At 58.2% G+C, this 16,693-nt stretch carries 18 protein-coding genes; 9 read left to right on the forward strand and 9 right to left on the reverse strand.

Annotated features, from left to right (window positions below):
- Positions 1 to 132: 132 nt before the first annotated feature.
- Together rpoZ and gmk are read right to left on the reverse strand one after the other, a co-directional pair.
- Positions 133 to 345, reverse strand: a complete 213-nt coding sequence (gene rpoZ / locus H3Z84_RS05775; protein ID WP_199456811.1) for a DNA-directed RNA polymerase subunit omega — start codon at positions 343 to 345, stop codon at positions 133 to 135.
- 106 nt (positions 346 to 451) lie between these two features.
- The gene (gmk, locus tag H3Z84_RS05780; RefSeq protein ID WP_199456812.1) at positions 452 to 1,084 is read right to left on the reverse strand and encodes a guanylate kinase; all 633 of its coding nucleotides are present in this window, start codon (positions 1,082 to 1,084) and stop codon (positions 452 to 454) included.
- Between the two features lie 148 nt (positions 1,085 to 1,232).
- On the opposite strand from gmk, the gene H3Z84_RS05785 reads away from it, so the two are divergent.
- A complete protein-coding gene (locus tag H3Z84_RS05785) occupies positions 1,233 to 2,111 on the forward strand; it encodes a universal stress protein (protein WP_199456813.1) in 879 nt (292 codons plus the stop codon).
- A gap of 33 nt (positions 2,112 to 2,144) precedes the next feature.
- Here the strand turns inward: H3Z84_RS05785 and H3Z84_RS05790 are convergent, their stop codons facing one another.
- Positions 2,145 to 3,014: a YicC/YloC family endoribonuclease gene (locus tag H3Z84_RS05790; protein ID WP_199456814.1), complete on the reverse strand. Its 870-nt coding sequence runs from the start codon at positions 3,012 to 3,014 to the stop codon at positions 2,145 to 2,147.
- Between the two features lie 148 nt (positions 3,015 to 3,162).
- Here H3Z84_RS05790 and rph point away from each other — a divergent pair, with 148 nt between their 5' ends.
- Positions 3,163 to 3,879, forward strand: coding sequence for a ribonuclease PH (gene rph, locus H3Z84_RS05795; protein ID WP_199456815.1), 717 nt, complete (start codon positions 3,163 to 3,165; stop codon positions 3,877 to 3,879).
- Positions 3,880 to 4,026: 147 nt separating this feature from the next.
- Here the strand turns inward: rph and H3Z84_RS05800 are convergent, their stop codons facing one another.
- On the reverse strand, positions 4,027 to 4,833 hold the full coding sequence (locus tag H3Z84_RS05800) for an exodeoxyribonuclease III (protein WP_199456816.1): 807 nt from the start codon (positions 4,831 to 4,833) through the stop codon (positions 4,027 to 4,029).
- 82 nt (positions 4,834 to 4,915) lie between these two features.
- Between H3Z84_RS05800 and pyrE the strand changes: the two genes are divergently transcribed.
- Together pyrE and H3Z84_RS05810 are read left to right on the forward strand one after the other, a co-directional pair.
- Positions 4,916 to 5,554 carry an orotate phosphoribosyltransferase gene (gene pyrE, locus H3Z84_RS05805; protein ID WP_022987603.1) on the forward strand — a complete coding sequence of 213 codons (639 nt, stop codon included), beginning with the start codon at positions 4,916 to 4,918 and terminating at the stop codon, positions 5,552 to 5,554.
- Positions 5,555 to 5,557: 3 nt separating this feature from the next.
- The gene (locus H3Z84_RS05810) at positions 5,558 to 6,250 is read left to right on the forward strand and encodes a DUF4124 domain-containing protein (RefSeq protein WP_058339919.1); all 693 of its coding nucleotides are present in this window, start codon (positions 5,558 to 5,560) and stop codon (positions 6,248 to 6,250) included.
- A gap of 31 nt (positions 6,251 to 6,281) precedes the next feature.
- Here H3Z84_RS05810 and H3Z84_RS05815 read toward each other — a convergent pair whose 3' ends face one another.
- Complete coding sequence (locus H3Z84_RS05815) at positions 6,282 to 6,698, reverse strand: hypothetical protein (RefSeq protein WP_022987601.1); 417 nt, start codon at positions 6,696 to 6,698, stop codon at positions 6,282 to 6,284.
- Positions 6,699 to 6,841: 143 nt separating this feature from the next.
- Positions 6,842 to 7,180, reverse strand: a complete 339-nt coding sequence (locus H3Z84_RS05820; RefSeq protein ID WP_058340011.1) for a DUF2782 domain-containing protein — start codon at positions 7,178 to 7,180, stop codon at positions 6,842 to 6,844.
- An 85-nt stretch (positions 7,181 to 7,265) separates the two neighbouring features.
- On the opposite strand from H3Z84_RS05820, the gene polA reads away from it, so the two are divergent.
- Complete coding sequence (polA, locus tag H3Z84_RS05825) at positions 7,266 to 9,995, forward strand: DNA polymerase I (protein WP_199456817.1); 2,730 nt, start codon at positions 7,266 to 7,268, stop codon at positions 9,993 to 9,995.
- Between the two features lie 86 nt (positions 9,996 to 10,081).
- Positions 10,082 to 10,444 carry a hypothetical protein gene (locus H3Z84_RS05830; RefSeq protein WP_199456818.1) on the forward strand — a complete coding sequence of 121 codons (363 nt, stop codon included), beginning with the start codon at positions 10,082 to 10,084 and terminating at the stop codon, positions 10,442 to 10,444.
- A 37-nt stretch (positions 10,445 to 10,481) separates the two neighbouring features.
- Here the strand turns inward: H3Z84_RS05830 and H3Z84_RS05835 are convergent, their stop codons facing one another.
- The 3 genes from H3Z84_RS05835 to H3Z84_RS05845 form a co-directional block, all read right to left on the reverse strand.
- On the reverse strand, positions 10,482 to 11,981 hold the full coding sequence (locus H3Z84_RS05835) for an OmpP1/FadL family transporter (RefSeq protein ID WP_199456819.1): 1,500 nt from the start codon (positions 11,979 to 11,981) through the stop codon (positions 10,482 to 10,484).
- 143 nt (positions 11,982 to 12,124) lie between these two features.
- A complete protein-coding gene (locus H3Z84_RS05840) occupies positions 12,125 to 13,246 on the reverse strand; it encodes a PilT/PilU family type 4a pilus ATPase (RefSeq protein ID WP_199456820.1) in 1,122 nt (373 codons plus the stop codon).
- A 17-nt stretch (positions 13,247 to 13,263) separates the two neighbouring features.
- Entirely contained in the window at positions 13,264 to 14,298 is a 1,035-nt protein-coding gene (locus H3Z84_RS05845) for a type IV pilus twitching motility protein PilT (RefSeq protein WP_022987595.1), read from the reverse strand.
- Positions 14,299 to 14,350: 52 nt separating this feature from the next.
- Here H3Z84_RS05845 and H3Z84_RS05850 point away from each other — a divergent pair, with 52 nt between their 5' ends.
- The 3 genes from H3Z84_RS05850 (at position 14,351) to H3Z84_RS05860 (ending at position 16,566) form a co-directional block, all read left to right on the forward strand.
- Complete coding sequence (locus tag H3Z84_RS05850) at positions 14,351 to 15,064, forward strand: YggS family pyridoxal phosphate-dependent enzyme (protein ID WP_199456821.1); 714 nt, start codon at positions 14,351 to 14,353, stop codon at positions 15,062 to 15,064.
- 61 nt (positions 15,065 to 15,125) lie between these two features.
- Entirely contained in the window at positions 15,126 to 15,959 is an 834-nt protein-coding gene (proC, locus tag H3Z84_RS05855) for a pyrroline-5-carboxylate reductase (RefSeq protein WP_199456822.1), read from the forward strand.
- Between the two features lie 22 nt (positions 15,960 to 15,981).
- Positions 15,982 to 16,566, forward strand: a complete 585-nt coding sequence (locus H3Z84_RS05860; RefSeq protein ID WP_022987592.1) for a YggT family protein — start codon at positions 15,982 to 15,984, stop codon at positions 16,564 to 16,566.
- Positions 16,567 to 16,693 lie beyond the last annotated feature (127 nt).

Genomic DNA, 16,693 nt, shown 5'->3' on the forward strand with positions numbered 1-16,693 from the left:
GAATGCATGCATCCGGGCTTTTTTGTTGTCCTTCCGGCGGATTTCTATAGATACACTATAAAACCGCGCGGTCAGATTTCAATGCTTCTTAACGGTTGGCAGCAATTCTACGCACAACCGCAAGCGGGCATTTTAGTCTTCGTCGTCTTCGGTCAGCAGATCGCGAGTCACTTTGCCTTCGGCAATCTCGCGCAGGGCGATAACCGTGGGCTTGTCGTTCGCTTCCGGCACCATCGGCTCAGCACCCTTGGTGGCAATCTGGCGGGCGCGCTTGGTGGCCAGCATAACCAGCTGGAAGCGGTTATCTACGTTTTCCAGACAATCTTCAACGGTAACTCGTGCCATTATCTTCCCCGAACAAAAAGAATCACTGATTTAGCAGACCGCGTAGTTTACTGGCACCGGCTCAATTTGTATACAGTGGAAGCCACTATGCATGCCGGCACGCCAATCAGCTGCGGCCAGACAATCCCGACAGCAGGCTGGCGTGGCGAACTTGCTGCACGCCCATCTTCAGCCGGTGGCTGCGCGCAATCGCCAGAAGATCAGTCAGCGCCACACTGAAATCGTCGTTCACCACCAGGTAATCGAATTCTGCCGCGTGGCGACACTCCTCTTCTGCCTCCGCAAGCCGGCGCTCCACCACGTCTGGCGCATCCGTACCACGGCCAACCAGGCGCTGGCGCAGAACCTCGGCCGACGGCGGAACAATAAAGATGCTCACACATTCAGGAATCAGCCGGCGCACCTGTTCGGCACCCTGCCAGTCGATTTCCAGGATGACGTCCTGCCCGGTGGCCAGGGTTTCCCGCACCCATACTTGCGAGGTGCCATAGTAGTTGCCGAAAACGTCTGCATGTTCCAGGAAGTCACCCCGGGCAATCATCGCCTCGAACTCGTCCCGGCTGACGAAGTGATAGTTCACCCCGTCCTGCTCACCTTCCCTCATCGGGCGGGTTGTGTGAGACACCGAAACCCCCAGCCGGGAATCCTGGCGGAGCATTTCCGACACAAGGCTGGTTTTACCCGCGCCCGAAGGGGCGGAAATCACAAACAGGGTACCCTGCTCACCGGCCTGACTCATGGCGTGATGACTCCTGAACAACAGTTTGTGGCCACTACGGATGGCCAGAAAGCGGCAAATTATACGGGGTTTGACTTATCTCCGCACCCCGGGTGACTTTCTGCTGATAGTATTGGAACAAATTCCACGTTAGCTGACGGATACCGACATGGACAAACTGCTGATCATCATGGACCCCCAACACAAAGACCAGACCGCACTGACCCGCGGTGTTGAACTGGCCCGGGCAACCGGTGCCAGTGTGGAAGTGGTGGCGTTCGTGCATGACTACCTGGACGCCCTGCCGGGCGACCCGGAGGTACAGAACCGGGCCAAGAAGGCGCTGATGGACCTTCGCCAGAAATGGCTGGAACAGATGCTGGCGCTGGCCGACTGCAACGACCTGAAGATCAGTGCACGAACCGTCTGGGAAAAGCAGATTCACCTGTGGGTCATTGCCCAGTGCCAGAAAGAGAAAATCGGCGCCGTGGTCAAAACCGGAAACCGCTCGGAAACCTTCCTGTACACCCCGACAGACTGGCACCTGCTGCGGGAATGCCCGGCGCCGGTGATGCTGGTGGCCGGGCAGAAATGGAACAAGGCCCGACCGATCCTGGCAGCGGTGGACCTGAGCTCAGATAAAACGGTCAAAAAAGCCCTGAACAACCGGATTATCGACCAGGCCTGGCACCTGGCCAAAGCCCTGGGCACAGAGCTGCACCTGGTGCACGCCCTGCATACCTCGGTGATTCTGGCAGACCTGGACATCATCGACCCGGTTGCCCACGCCCGCAAACGGGAGGCGGCACTGAAGCCCCACATTGAACACCTGTGTAACACCTGGCACCTGGCGCCGGAGCAGGTTCATATCGCATCCGGCCCGGCCCAGAAGGTGATCCCCAGCGTGGCCAACAAAATCAAGGCCGACATGATAGTGATCGGCACCACCGGCAAAACCGGCCTGGCCGCCAGGGTGATCGGCAATACCGCCGAGAAGGTACTGACTCATTTGCGGACGGATTTGCTGGCTATCAAACCGGCGGAGTAAAACAAAGCGGGCCGGCTCAACCCGGCCCGTCAATCACTCCAGATTCTGGATCTGCTCCCGCATCTGCTCAATCAGCACCTTTAAGTCCACCGCTGCGCGGGTGACGGCGGCATCGATGCTCTTGCTGCTCAGGGTATTAGCTTCCCGGTTCAGCTCCTGCATCAGGAAGTCCAGGCGCCGGCCGATGGCATCGTCGTTTTGCAGGGTGTCGGTGACTTCACTGATATGGGCATCCAGGCGGTCCAGCTCTTCAGCCACGTCACTTTTCTGGGCCAGCATGACCATCTCCTGGGCCACGCGCTCCGGGTCCAATTCCACCTTGGCTTTCTCAAAGCGATCCCGAAGGTTCTGCTCCTGGGCAGCCAGCAGCTGGGGCATTTTCTCCCGAACTTCCGCCACCAGCTTGCCCATGGTGGTCAGACGCTCCTCGAACAATGGCCGCAGGCGCTCACCTTCCCGTTCACGAACCGTCATCAGCTCCTTGACAGTTTCCGCGAACAGCCCCGCTGCCGCTTCCTTGGCTGCGCTGTAATCCTTCTCCGGCAACGACATCACCCCCGGCCAGCGGAGAATATCCAGTGCGTTGATGTGGGCCGGGTTATCCAGCATACGGTTAATGTGGTTGGCTGCCTCGTTCACCGCCTGGGCCATTTCATCGCTGATCTCGAAGCTCTGCACCTCGCTCTCCACCGACTGCAGGCGCATGGAGATATCCACCTTGCCCCGCTTCAACCCCTGCTTGCGCAACTCCTCCCGAAACCGGTTTTCCAGTTCACGGAAAGCCTCCGGCAGGCGAAAAGACGGCTCCAGATAGCGGTGGTTTACGGTACGGATCTCACAGGTGAGAGTACCCCAGTCACCCCGGGTATCATTGCGGGCAAAAGCAGTCATGCTGCGGATCATAATGGCTCCAGTCATGTTCAACAGAGTTTCGAGTTTAACAGGCAAACGCCCGGAGCAGCGAACCCGACCAAATGCTATACTCGGTGCCCTTTCAAAACGCCCGACCGGCAACAGCCGGACATTCATCTTTAAAAAAACAGGACACACTATGCGACCAAGCGGCAGAACGCCCGAGCAACCCAGAGACGTCCGCATCACCCGCAACTACACCCGCCACGCCGAAGGCTCGGTGCTGGTTGAGTTCGGCGACACCAAGGTTATCTGCACCGCCTCGGTAGAGAACAAAGTACCGCCCTTCCTGCGCGGCGAAGGCAAAGGCTGGATCACCGCCGAATACGGCATGCTGCCCCGCTCCACCGGCAGCCGCATGGGCCGCGAAGCCGCCCGCGGAAAACAAGGTGGCCGCACCGTAGAAATCCAGCGCCTGATCGGCCGCAGCCTGCGCGCCGCGGTAGACCTCGAAGCCCTGGGCGAACACACCATCACAATAGACTGTGATGTCATCCAGGCGGACGGCGGCACCCGCACTGCTGCAATCACCGGTGGCTGCGTGGCCCTGGTAGACGCCCTGAACCACCTGGTAGCGAATAAGCGCCTGAAAAAATCTCCGCTTAAGCAAATGGTCGCCGCCATTTCCGTAGGCGTATTCAAGGGCACCCCGGTGGCCGACCTGGACTACCCGGAAGACTCCGAAGCCGAAACCGACATGAACGTAATCATGACCGATCAGGGCGGGTTCATCGAAATTCAGGGAACTGCCGAAGGCGCACCGTTCGAACAAACAGAGCTGGACGCCATGCTGACGCTGGCAAGGAAAGCGATTAATCAGTTGTTTGAACTGCAGAAAGAAGCCCTGAAAGGCTAACTCAGGAGTCTGGGGTGGCGTTGTGGCAAGCCTTCCCCAGAATTTCGAAGGCCATGGATGGCCTGAGAGAAGCGCACATGGATGTGCTCGTAGCGGTTCTGGGGAAGGCTTGCCACAACGGCGCCCTCCCCCAGATTAAGGATCGGCTTAAAAACCGATTTCGATATCGTAGTCCATGATCACCGGCGCGTGGTCAGAAAACCGCGTACCGTCATCAATCCAGCCATCGCGAATGGTCTTGCGAATCCCCGGCGTCAGCAAATGGTAATCCACCCGGATACCGGCCTTCTTGCGGGAACCCTCGGTCTGCTCCGGCCACCAGGTAAACTGGCTGCTCTGCTTGTTGATCTCACGGAATGCATCAATACAGCCCATCTCATCGAACAAACGATCCAGCCACGCACGCTCATGGGGCAGGAAGCCGGAAAAATCCGTCTTGTGGTAGAGCGGGCTGGCATCCGTTACATGGTGAGCCGTCTGCAAGTTGGCACAGAAGATAAACTGACGACGCTTGCGCAGGGTTTTCTGCATGTGCACGCCAAAGGCTTCCATGAACTCGTCTTTGTGATCGAGAACAGTCAGATCGTCTTCACCAGTCAGCTCTTCTTCGCGGCCCAGGGCACAGGGCGCCAGAACACAGGCTACAGATACCTTGTCGAAGTCGGCCTGGATAAAGCGACCTTCACGGTCCGCCTGCTCGTTGGCAAAGCCGTACATGATGGCTTTCGGGAAGTGGCGGGTATAAATGCCCACACCGCCGTGCTCGTTCAGCTCGCCATCGATGAAGTAGGCCTCATACCCTTCCGGAATCAGGTTTTTGTCTTCAACTTCGTAGGCACGCATCCGGTGGTCCTGAACACAGACAACATCAGCGTCCTGTTCTGCCAGCCAGTCAAAAAAGCCCTTCTCAACAGCCTGCTCCAAGCCATTGACGCTGATTGATACTACGCGCATACGTGTTCCCTGATTCGGTTTGTGTAGTATGATACCGGTTTTACGCTTTAATTAAAGATCCTATCCCGCCAGAAGCCTTGCCATGCATGACTATCAGCAAAAATTTATCGAATTTGCCATCCAGCGGAACGTTCTGCGTTTTGGAGAGTTCACCCTCAAATCCGGGCGCACCAGTCCGTACTTTTTCAATGCCGGACTGTTCAATACCGGCGACGACCTGCTACAACTAAGCAAAGCCTATGCCGCCGCGATAGAACGCAGTGGACTGGATTATGACATCATTTTCGGGCCTGCCTATAAGGGCATTCCGTTGGCTACGGTTACCGCCATGGCCCTTGCAACAGACGGTAACAGCAAACCTTTTGCCTTTAACCGCAAAGAGAAGAAAGATCACGGTGAAGGCGGTAATATCGTAGGCGCCCCCTTGCAGGGTAAAGTGCTGATTGTGGATGATGTGATCACCGCAGGCACCGCCATCCGGGAGTCCATTGATATTATCCGGGCCGCCGGGGCCGAGCCGGCCGGCGTATTGATTGCCCTGGACCGCCAGGAAAAAGGTAATGGCGAACTCTCGGCCATCCAGGAAGTCGAAAAAGAATTCGGCATTCCGGTCGTCAGCATCATCCGCCTTGAACAGGTACTGGACTACCTGAAGTCCAACCCGGAATTCGCCGGCCATGCGGAGAGCGTAGCCAGCTACCGGGACCGTTACGGAGTCTGATAAATGCAACACCGTGTGATCGCATCGCCGGTTCTCGCCGGTCTTGTCGCCCTGGGGCTCCTGGCCTCTGCCGGCGCGCAGGCGACCATGTATCGTTACACGGATGAAAATGGACAACTGGTGATCGGCAATACCATTCCCCAGGAAGCCACCAAGCGCGGCTATGAGATCCTGAGCGACAACGGCCGGGTTGTGAAAACCATACCCCGGGCGCTGACAGCCGAGGAAATCGCCGCGCGGGAAGCTGCCAGGCAAGCCGAAGAAGAGCGCCAGAGGCAGCTCGAGGCCCAGCAAGAGCTGGACCGGCAATTGCTGAAGCGCTTCAGCCATCCGGACCAGGCCATCCGGGCCCTGCGCCGGAAAATCCAGGAAATGAACAGCCTGATCCAGCTGAAACGCGGCAATATCAACGTGATTTCCGGGCAGCTGGATAACGAACAGAGCCGCGCCGCCGATATGGAGCGGGCGGGGCGTGAAATCCCCGAAGCCACGCTGGAGAAAATCCGCCGGCTGGAAGCCCAGATTCGTGAGGTGGAGCGGGAAATCTCAGCCCAGCAGCAAGACATCGAATCAGTGCGCAAGGCCTACGAGGAAGACGTTCTCAGGCTGGAAGAAATTACCGGGGAAAAACGAACCATTCCCCTGAACCCGGAAAGCGAAAATGCCGATCCGGAAACAACAGAGGGCGCTCAATGAGCGCCCTCTGCTTTTACACTACCGGCCTTAATCAGGCTGAGGCAGTTTCTTTCTTGGCCGCAGGCTTACGCGCCGCAGTTTTGCGGGCAGCCGGCTTCTTGGCGGTGACTGACTTCTTGGCGTCCTGGGCCGCCTCGGCCACGTCTTCAGCGGCTTCGGATACGGCATCAGCACTTTCAGCCGCTTCTTTCTCCAGCTTGGCAACCAGCTCAGCTGCGAAGTTACCGAAACGGCCGTTCAGGGAGCGCAGTTGCTCGAACAGGGTTTCGGAGTAGCCGTTGTAACGCTTGCGCAGGCTCTTCACGCTGTACTCGCGGGCTTCCGCTTCCAGCTTCTCGGCGTAGTCGAACGGCTTGGAGGCCAGCTTCTTCTGCTGCTCTTCCGCGGCGTTGATGCCCTTCTCTACGATATCCTGCAGTTGTTCCTGGTAAGATTTGAGTTTACCCATGATGACTCTCCTGACGTTTCAGACGTTCGTGATTTTCCAACTTCGGCCGGCACTTCAGCGATCAGCGCAGCCGGCTTCTGGTAACTTTCACGGTCAGGTTACGGGCAAAAATTAGAATGTTCATACTAGAACTGCTCAGGTAATCACCAACGGAAGATTACCCAACTCGGAACCAGCAAGTCTGAATCGGTATCCTGCACCCAGCCACCGCCATCGGCAGGCACCAGGTAGTATTCCGGACCGATTTCCGGCACCACCTTGATCTCCATAAGCTGGCCGTTGACCCGGTACTCGTAGAAGACTTCGTTCTCACCCGGGCGGATGACAATCTCCGGACCACCCTCGGGCGGCTGGTAATCGGAAATCACCAGCGGCTCCTGTGGCGTGACCACCGGAACGGCATCCAGGGCCCCCTCATCCTGGGCCACAGCCGGCACACAGAAGCAGCCCAGCAACAGGGCGGAACAGGCGATTCGTTTCATTTTCGTGGTACCCTTTGGTTCATCTTTCTGGCTAGAGTTGCACAAGCCAACCCACGCTTCAATCAGAATCCGGACCCGTTTTGACATGACTGAGAAAAAGACCCCACCCGTGGTTCTGGTAGACGGATCTTCCTACCTGTTCCGTGCCTACCACGCCCTGCCCCCGCTCACCACCAGCAAGAACCATCCCACCGGCGCCATCAAAGGCGTGGTGAGCATGCTGCGGCGGCTGGAGCAGGACTTCCCGGAATCAAAAGTCGTGGTGGTGTTCGATGCCAAGGGCAAAACCTTCCGGCACGACATGTACGAAGAGTACAAAGCCAACCGGCCGCCCATGCCGGAAGACCTGGCCATGCAAATCGAGCCGATCCACAACATTGTGCGGGCCATGGGCCTGCCGCTGCTGATTGTGCCCGGGGTAGAAGCCGACGACGTGATCGGCACCCTGGCCCACGAAGCCACCAGCAAAGGCATTGATGTGGTGGTTTCGACCGGCGACAAGGACATGGCCCAGCTGGTGAGCGACCACGTTACCCTGATCAACACCATGACCGAAACGGCCATGGACAGGGACGGTGTAGTGGAGAAGTTCGGCGTAACGCCAGAGCAGATCATCGACTACCTGGCCCTGGTGGGCGACAAGGTGGACAACATCCCGGGCGTGAACAAATGCGGCCCGAAAACCGCCGTGAAATGGCTGCAGGCCTACAACGACCTGGACAACCTGATCGAACACGCCGGCGAAATCAAAGGCAAGATCGGCGAATACCTGCGCGAAGCTACCGACACCCTGCCCCTGAGCCGTGAACTGGCCACCATCCGCCTGGATGTGGAACTGGAGTTCGGGCTGGAAGACCTCACCGAACGGGAGCAGGATGACGACAGCCTGCTGGAGCTGTTCAAGGAATACGAATTCCGCAGCTGGATTGCCGAGCTGGAAAACGCAGGCTCTGCCAGCGACAAGAAAGCCGCCGCCTCTGAGCCGGAGCCGACCAAGGCCATTGAGAAACAGTACTCAGTGATCACCGAACAGGCCGAGCTCGACAAGTGGCTGGAGCGCCTGAAAGCCGCCGACCAGTTCGCCTTCGACACAGAAACCACCAGCCTGCGTTATATGGACGCTGAAATTGTCGGCGTATCCTTTGCCATCGAGCCGGGCGAAGCGGCCTATGTGCCCCTGGGCCACGACTACATGGGCGCACCGGACCAGCTGGACCGCGACGATGTACTAGCCCAGTTCAAACCGCTGCTGGAAGACCCGAAACAGAAGAAGATTGGCCAGAACCTGAAATACGACAAGAACGTGCTGGCCAACCACGACATCCACCTGGAAGGCATCAGCGACGACACCATGGTGGAGTCTTACGTGCTCAATTCAGTAGCCACCCGCCACGATATGGACAGCCTGGCCCGGGAGTACCTGGGTGAGCAAACCATCACTTACGAATCCATCGCCGGCAAGGGCGCCAAGCAGCTCACCTTCAACCAGATTGACCTGGAAAAGGCCGGGCCCTACGCCGCCGAAGACGCCGACATCACCCTGCGCCTGCACCAAGCCCTGAGCCCGAAACTGAAAGAAACCGGCAAACTGGAATCCGTCTACCGCGACATCGACCTGCCCCTGGTACCGGTACTGTCGCGCATGGAACAACGTGGCACCCTGATCAGCGCCAGCACCCTGCGCCAGCACAGCCAGGAGCTGGCCGAACGCATGGCGGAGCTGGAGAAGGAAGCCCACAAGGTAGCCGGCGAAAGCTTCAACCTGGGCTCCACCAAGCAACTGCAGGCGATTCTGTACGACAAGTTCGGCCTGCGGGTGATCAAGAAAACCCCGAAGGGCGCGCCCTCCACGGCCGAGCCGGTGCTGCAGGAACTGGCCCACGAGCACGAACTGCCCCGGCTGATTGTGGAACACCGCAGCCTGAGCAAGCTCAAATCAACCTACACCGACACCCTGCCGGAGCTGATTCACCACCGTACCGGCCGGGTGCATACCTCTTACCACCAGGCGGTCACCGCCACCGGGCGCCTGTCGTCCTCCGAACCGAATCTGCAGAACATCCCCATCCGCACCGAAGAAGGTCGTCGCATCCGCCAGGCGTTTATCGCTCCGGAAGGTTACAAGCTGCTGGCAGCGGACTATTCCCAGATTGAGCTGCGCATTATGGCGCACCTGTCTGGCGACAAGGGCCTGCTGACCGCCTTCGAACACGGCGAAGACATCCACAAGGCCACGGCCGCCGAAGTATTCGGCGTCAGCCTGATTGAAGTCAGCTCCGACCAGCGCCGCAGCGCCAAGGCCATCAACTTCGGCCTGATCTACGGCATGTCTGCCTTTGGCCTGGCCCGCCAGCTGGGCGTGGAAAGAAAGGTGGCCCAGGAATACATCGACCGCTACTTCGAGCGTTACCCGGGCGTGCTGCGTTACATGGACAACATTCGCAAACAGGCCCACGACGATGGCTACGTGGAAACCCTGTTTGGCCGTCGGCTGTACCTGCCGGAGATCAACGCCCGTAACAAGCAGATGCAACAGGCTGCCGAGCGTACCGCCATCAACGCTCCCATGCAGGGCACCGCCGCCGATATCATCAAACGGGCGATGATCGATGTGGACCAGTGGCTGCACGCCGAGCACCAGAATGACGCATGCATGACCATGCAGGTGCACGATGAACTGATCATCGAAGTACGGGAAGACGCCGTGGAGAAGGTCCGCGAGGGACTGGTGAAACGCATGTCGGCCGCCGCAAAGCTGGACGTACCGCTGCTGGTGGAAGCCGGCGTGGGCGACAACTGGGACCAGGCCCACTAACCCGGCGCTCGCATGGCATAAAAGCTGCATCGGCCCAGGTGTCCGGGATAACACCCGATGCAGTGACATCCATGCGAGGCCTTTCCATGAATTCCGCAACCATTGAACGCAACTGGCTGTTCGATCCTTCCCTGTTAAAACTGGTACACCAGTGCCGGCGCCTGATCCAGTCCGAGTTCGGGGTAAAACTCCACCTTAACGAAGCCGACCTGGCGCAGAACCTGGCCAATTATGCCGGCAAGAGCCGGTCAAAGAACCTGGTGTATACCTGGCAAGCCCTGAAACAGCGGGTACCCGAGTTGAATGAGGAAACGGAAGAGGAAAGTGTGGCGCCGCGAATGTACCGGGGGCAGCCGATTGCCGAAAGCCAGCAGGTAAAGGAGTCTTCAGAAGGGGAACCCTGCCCCCGGCAGAAGAAAGTGATCTACCGGGGGCAGGTGGTGGGCTGATTCCGAAGGGAGTCAGCCCGGGGTTGATGTCAGCTGATTAGAACGCCTTGCTGACTTCGAAGGCAGCACTCCAGGCGCTGAGGTCGTATTCGCCAGTGTAGTTAGACGCACCAGCATTTGGGTCCTTCTGGGACGGCGCATCGTGCTGGTATTGGAACTCATTAACCTTCACGTCGTCCGCAAAGATCAGGGTTCCAACCGCCGCATCAACGGTCCAGCCACTGGCCACATCATTCCACTGTGCACCCAGCGTCAGCCAGTGGCGATCTTCAGATGGAATACGTGCCGTCACGAACTGGTCCACAGGTGACTCATCAAACGCGTAGCCTGCTTTGAAAGCCCACTCAGGTGTGGCTTGCCAGATACCACCTACGTTGAACTGCCAAGTATTTTTCCACTTCTCAGTGATGTGAGTGATTGGAGTGTCGCCTGTGCGACCGGTTGCTTTCGAAACGTCGCCGCTCGCGCCTTCTCTGGAGTTAATGTCCAGTTCTTCAAAGCGGCCCCAGCGAGCGTATGTGGCTCCCCCCAACACCGTAACAGTGTCAGTCAGTTTATGCCTCGCACCCACGGTGATGCTCTCAGGAATTGCCAGCGGCACGGTTACGTCTTCAGACAATGTCGTAGGTGAAACTCCACCCTGCCCATCAGAAACCGGGAATTTGGTGATTTTCACATCACCGTCCAGATTGAATTCAGTGTCAGTTTGGGCAGACAAACCAAACTGAGTACGCTCGTTCATTTCGTACAAAAAGCCTACTCGAAAGTTTACTGCGACATCGTCACCTTCGATATCGGCATAAGGCCTACCATAAGCTTGCTCGTATCCATCAGCTTGGGCACTAGCTCCCGCTTGAATCGCGGCCAGAGTGCCTGGAGGAAGCAACGAAGGGTCTGATACACCAGCCTGCGCCATAGCCTGAGCTATACCGGCCTGCAGGAAGCCTCCCCGAACATCTTGAAACTTGGTTAAGCGTCCTTCGGCATACATGATATTAACACCGAGGCCCATCGACAGCCCTTTTCCATTGTTTAGGGCAATGGAAGGAGAGAAGGATATTGCCGTTAGCTCTGTTTTATCCGCAAAGTAGCGGCCAACAAAGTCGTCGTCATAATCAGCCGCCAGGCCATAAGGAGCATGAATCCCGAAACCCACATCGATGGAATCATTCACTTCATGAGTCAAATAGAAGTTAGGCAACACCGCTAAATCTGCGATATCCCCACCCTTGGAGCCTGGTACACCTTCGCCGAAAAAGTTTCTGGCAGAGGCACTTTTCGCCTCAGCATCAATATCCAAAACCGCCGCACCAAAAGAAATATTGGTACCAGACAGCTGGCTCATGCCCGCCGGGTTGAACAATACCGTGGTAGCGTTTTCGGGGTTGGCGACAGCGCCGGCGTTGGCGACGCCCATCTGGCTGGCGCTTTGTTCGTTCAGAGAGAAACCACCGGCCATAACGGTTGCTGGAGCAGCAACAGCGGCCAGGGTAGCAAAGCGGATTGCTTTTACGAGTGCATTGGTGTTCTTGTGCATGGTGTCTCCTTATTAGTTTCGCGCGGAGTATACGCAGCACATGGCAACGGCCTCAAATGCCAAAGCTACTGATTCAACAGGCTAACCATCTACGACTTTTGTCTTAAATCAAAGCCCCGAAGCCGGGGCTTTGTACTGCGGAATTAATCGTGCTGGATCGAGAGTTTGTCGACGGTAGAGGACAGCTTGTCAGCCCCCTGGGCATCTGCGCCCAGTTTGATCATCAAACGCAGGTCGTTGGCGGAGTCGGCATGGGCCAGCGCATCCTCGTAGGTGATCGATCCTTCAGAGTATAGACGGTACAAGGCCTGGTCGAAGGTCTGCATGCCGGATTCGTTCGACTTCGCCATCAGTTCTTTGAGCTTGTGTACCTCTGCCTTACGGATCAGGTCAGCCACCAGCGGGGTGTTAATCAGGACTTCGATAACGGCCTTCCGGCCTTTGCCGTCCGGCGTCGGCACCAGCTGCTGGGCCACGATAGCCTTCAGGTTCAGGGACAGGTCCATCCAGATCTGGTTGTGCTGCTCGGGCGGGAAGAACTGGATAATCCGGTCCAGGGCCTGGTTGGCGTTGTTGGCGTGCAGGGTTGCCAGGCACAGGTGGCCGGTTTCGGCGAACTGCACGGAGTATTCCATGGTCTGGCGGGTACGCACCTCACCGATCAGGATAACGTCCGGCGCCTGGCGCAGGGTGTTCTTCAGGGCCACTTCGAAGCTTTCGGTATCAATACCCACTTCCCGCTGGGTCACGATACAACCCTGGTGCTGGTGCACGAATTCGATCGGGTCTTCGATGGAAATGATATGGCCGCGACTGTTGCGGTTACGGTGCCCCAGCATGGCCGCCAGCGAGGTGGACTTACCGGTACCGGTGGCACCCACAAACATGATCAGACCCCGCTTGGTCATGGCCAGGTCTTTGACGATTTCCGGCAGCGCCAGGTCGTCAATCTGCGGGATCTTCACTTCGATACGCCGCAGCACCATACCGCACAGGTTGCGCTGGAAGAAGGCGGACACACGGAAACGGCCGATACCCCGGGCGCTGATGGCAAAGTTGCATTCGTGGCTTTCGTCGAATTCGGCGCGCTGCTTGTCATTCATGGCGCCGTACACCAGCTCTCGGGTCTGTTCCGGGGTCAGGGCGTTCTTGGTGACCGGCAGAACCTTGCCGTTCACTTTCATGCTGGGTGGTACGCCTGCTGTAATGAACAGGTCTGAACCACTCTTCTCCACCATCAACCGCAACAGTTTTTCGAATTCCATCTTGCTACCTACTTATCTCAGAAGTTATCCGGCATCTTGGCCTTGGCACGGGCCTGTTCGCGAGAAATGAGGCCCTTCTGCAGCAAACGCTCCAGGCACTGGTCCAGGGTCTGCATGCCAATGGAGCCACCGGTCTGGATAGACGAGTACATCTGGGCGATCTTGTCTTCCCGGATCAGGTTCCGGATAGCCGGGGTACCGATCATGATTTCGTGGGCCGCAATCCGGCCGCCACCCATTTTCTTCATCAGGGTCTGGGAAATAACCGCCTGCAGGGATTCCGACAGCATGGAGCGGACCATGGATTTTTCTTCCGCCGGGAATACGTCAACCACCCGGTCAATGGTCTTGGCCGCGGAGGTGGTGTGCAGAGTGCCGAATACCAGGTGGCCGGTTTCGGCGGCGGTCAGGGCCAGGCGGATGGTTTCCAGGTCCCGCAATTCGCCCACCAGGATGATGTCGGGGTCTTCCCGCAGGGCCGAGCGCAGGGCTTCGTTGAAGCCCAGGGTGTCCCGGTGCACTTCCCGCTGGTTCACCAGGCACTTCTTGGATTCGTGCACGAATTCGATCGGGTCCTCGATGGTGAGGATGTGCTCGTAGCGGGTGTCGTTGATGTAGTCCATCATCGCCGCAAGGGTGGTGGACTTACCGGAACCGGTGGGGCCGGTGACCAGCACCAGGCCGCGGGGCACCGAGGAGATATCCTTGAAAACCTGGCCCATGCCCAGATCTTCCATGGTCAGAACCTTCGAGGGGATGGTCCGGAACACTGCGCCGGCACCACGGTTCTGGTTGAAGGCGTTAACCCGGAAACGGGCCACGCCGGGCACCTCGAACGAGAAGTCGGTTTCCAGGAACTCTTCGTAATCCTTACGCTGCTTGTCGTTCATGATGTCGTAGATCAGCCCGTGCACTTCTTTGTGCTCCATGGGCGGAAGGTTGATACGGCGAACATCGCCATCAACACGAATCATCGGGGGCAAACCGGAAGACAGGTGCAAATCCGACGCACCCTGTTTGGCCGAGAAGGCAAGCAGTTCAGTAATATCCATAGGATTCCTCGGAGGGCTTTTTCTTTTAGTCCAGAAGCGGCAAACTCACACTATGAGCAGCATAGCAGACAACATCGGGAGCGTAACCCGACGCATACAAAAAGCAACACTGAAGGCGGGGCGCGACCCCGACAGTGTGCGCCTGTTGGCAGTCAGCAAGACCCGGCCACCGGAAGACCTGCGCGCCGCATTCGGAGCCGGCCAACAGGCATTCGGTGAAAACTACCTTCAGGAAGCGCTCGACAAGATCGGCGCGCTGGACGACCTGGATGGCATCGAATGGCACTTCATCGGGCCTATCCAGTCCAACAAAACCCGGCAGATTGCCGAGGCCTTTGCCTGGGTACACAGCGTGGATCGCCTGAAGATTGCGCGCCGGCTGAGCGAACAGCGGCCGGAGTCTTTGCCGGCCCTGAACATCTGCCTGCAGGTGAACATCAATAACGAAGACAGCAAGTCCGGCTGCACGCTGGACGAACTGCCGGAACTGGCGTCTGCAATCAGTGACCTGCCGAACATCAGCCTGCGCGGACTGATGGCCATTCCGGACCCGGACCAGCCGGAATCGGAGCTGCGGCTGAGTTTCCGAAAACTGGCCGGCACCCTGAAAAACCTGAAACAGGACCACCCGGACGCCGGCCCGCTGGATACCCTTTCCATGGGTATGTCTGACGACCTGGAACTGGCCATTGCCGAAGGCGCCACCTGGGTTCGGGTGGGCACCGCCCTGTTCGGAGCCCGGGCGAAGAAACAGAGCCTGAGCTGATCGGCCCGGTTCCTGCTATCATCCGGATCAACGAATTCATCGACCAAGCCCGGAGTTTACCGTGAGCAACTCATCCACCATTTCCTTTATCGGTGCCGGCAATATGGCCAGCGCCATCATTGGCGGCATGCTTGATAACGGCTACCAGGCCGGGAACATCTGGGTCAGCGCGCCCGACGACAGCCACCTGCAGGCCCTGCGCGACCGCTTCGGCGTAAGCGTGACCACCGACAACCGCTACTGCGCCCAACAGGCCGACATGGTGGTGCTGGCGGTGAAACCCCAGGTGATGGCCGAGGTTTGCCGGGATATCGCCCCGGTGGTGCAGAACACTCGCCCGCTGCTGGTATCGATTGCCGCCGGCCTGGCGTCTGACACCCTGGACGGCTGGCTAGGTGGTGGCCTGCCCCTGGTGCGGGTAATGCCCAATACGCCGTCACTGGTTGGCAAAGGCGCCGCCGGCCTGTTCGCCAATGCGGCGGTAACAGCCGAACAGAAAACCATGGTGCAGTCGGTATTTGAAAGCATCGGCTCTGCCCTGTGGGTAGACGATGAAGAACAACTGCATGGCGTAACCGCGCTGTCGGGCAGTGGCCCGGCCTACTTCTTCCTGATGCTCGAAGCCCTGGAAGCGGCCGCCACTGAAGCCGGCATTGCCCCGGAAACAGCCCGGGAACTGGCCATTCAGACCATGGCCGGCGCCGCCGAAATGGCTGCCCGCAGCGAGCACGACCCGGCCCAGCTCAAGCGCAACGTGATGTCGCCCGGCGGCACCACGGAGCGGGCGATCAATACCTTCGAAGACGGCGGCATGCGAGACCTGGTGCAGAAAGCCTATAATGCCGCCTTCGAACGCTCGCAAGAAATGTCCAAAGAACTGGCAGACAAACAGTAACCGATAACGGAGACACAGCTTCATGCTGGCAGACATTGTCATTACCATCCTGCTGATCGCGTCCACCTTCTACATGACCATCGTGTTGCTGCGCTTTCTGCTGCAACTGGCGCGGGCGGATTTCTACAACCCCATTTCCCAGTTTGTGGTGAAGGCCACCAACCCGCCGCTGCGCCCCCTGCGCCGATTCATTCCCGGCTGGGGCGGCATTGACGGCGCCGCGCTGGTACTGGCCGTCATTATCCAGGCCATCACCTTCTTCCTGATCCTGGTCGCCCTGAACGGCGGCATCCCCGCCATCAACCCCATCACCCTGCTGGTGTGGGCGGTGCTGAACGTGCTCAGCCTGATTGTGAAGATCTACTTCTGGTCAGTTATCGCGGTGGTTGTGGTGAGCTGGATTGCGCCCCAGAGCGGTCACCCGGCTATCCAGCTGGTGGCGCAGATTACCGAGCCGGTGATGCGCCCGGTGCGCAACATGATGCCATCCATGGGCGGGCTGGACCTGTCTCCGATCATCGTGTTCCTGATCCTGAACGTGATTACTGTGGTGATCGATCACATGAAGGTGGCTGCCGGCCTCGGCTCGATCGGCCTCGGGATGTAAAACAGGTCTCGAAAATACATTTTGTTACACAAAAGTCGGAACGCAGACTTTTTGAGAGCCGGAAGATCAACCTTTTGATTTTCCGGCTTTTTTATTTTGTCATCCCGGGCCTTCCGCCTTGATCCGC

This window comes from Marinobacter sp. bablab_jr003, assembly GCF_016464245.1.
GTDB classification, from domain to species: Bacteria; Pseudomonadota; Gammaproteobacteria; order Pseudomonadales; family Oleiphilaceae; genus Marinobacter; species Marinobacter vinifirmus.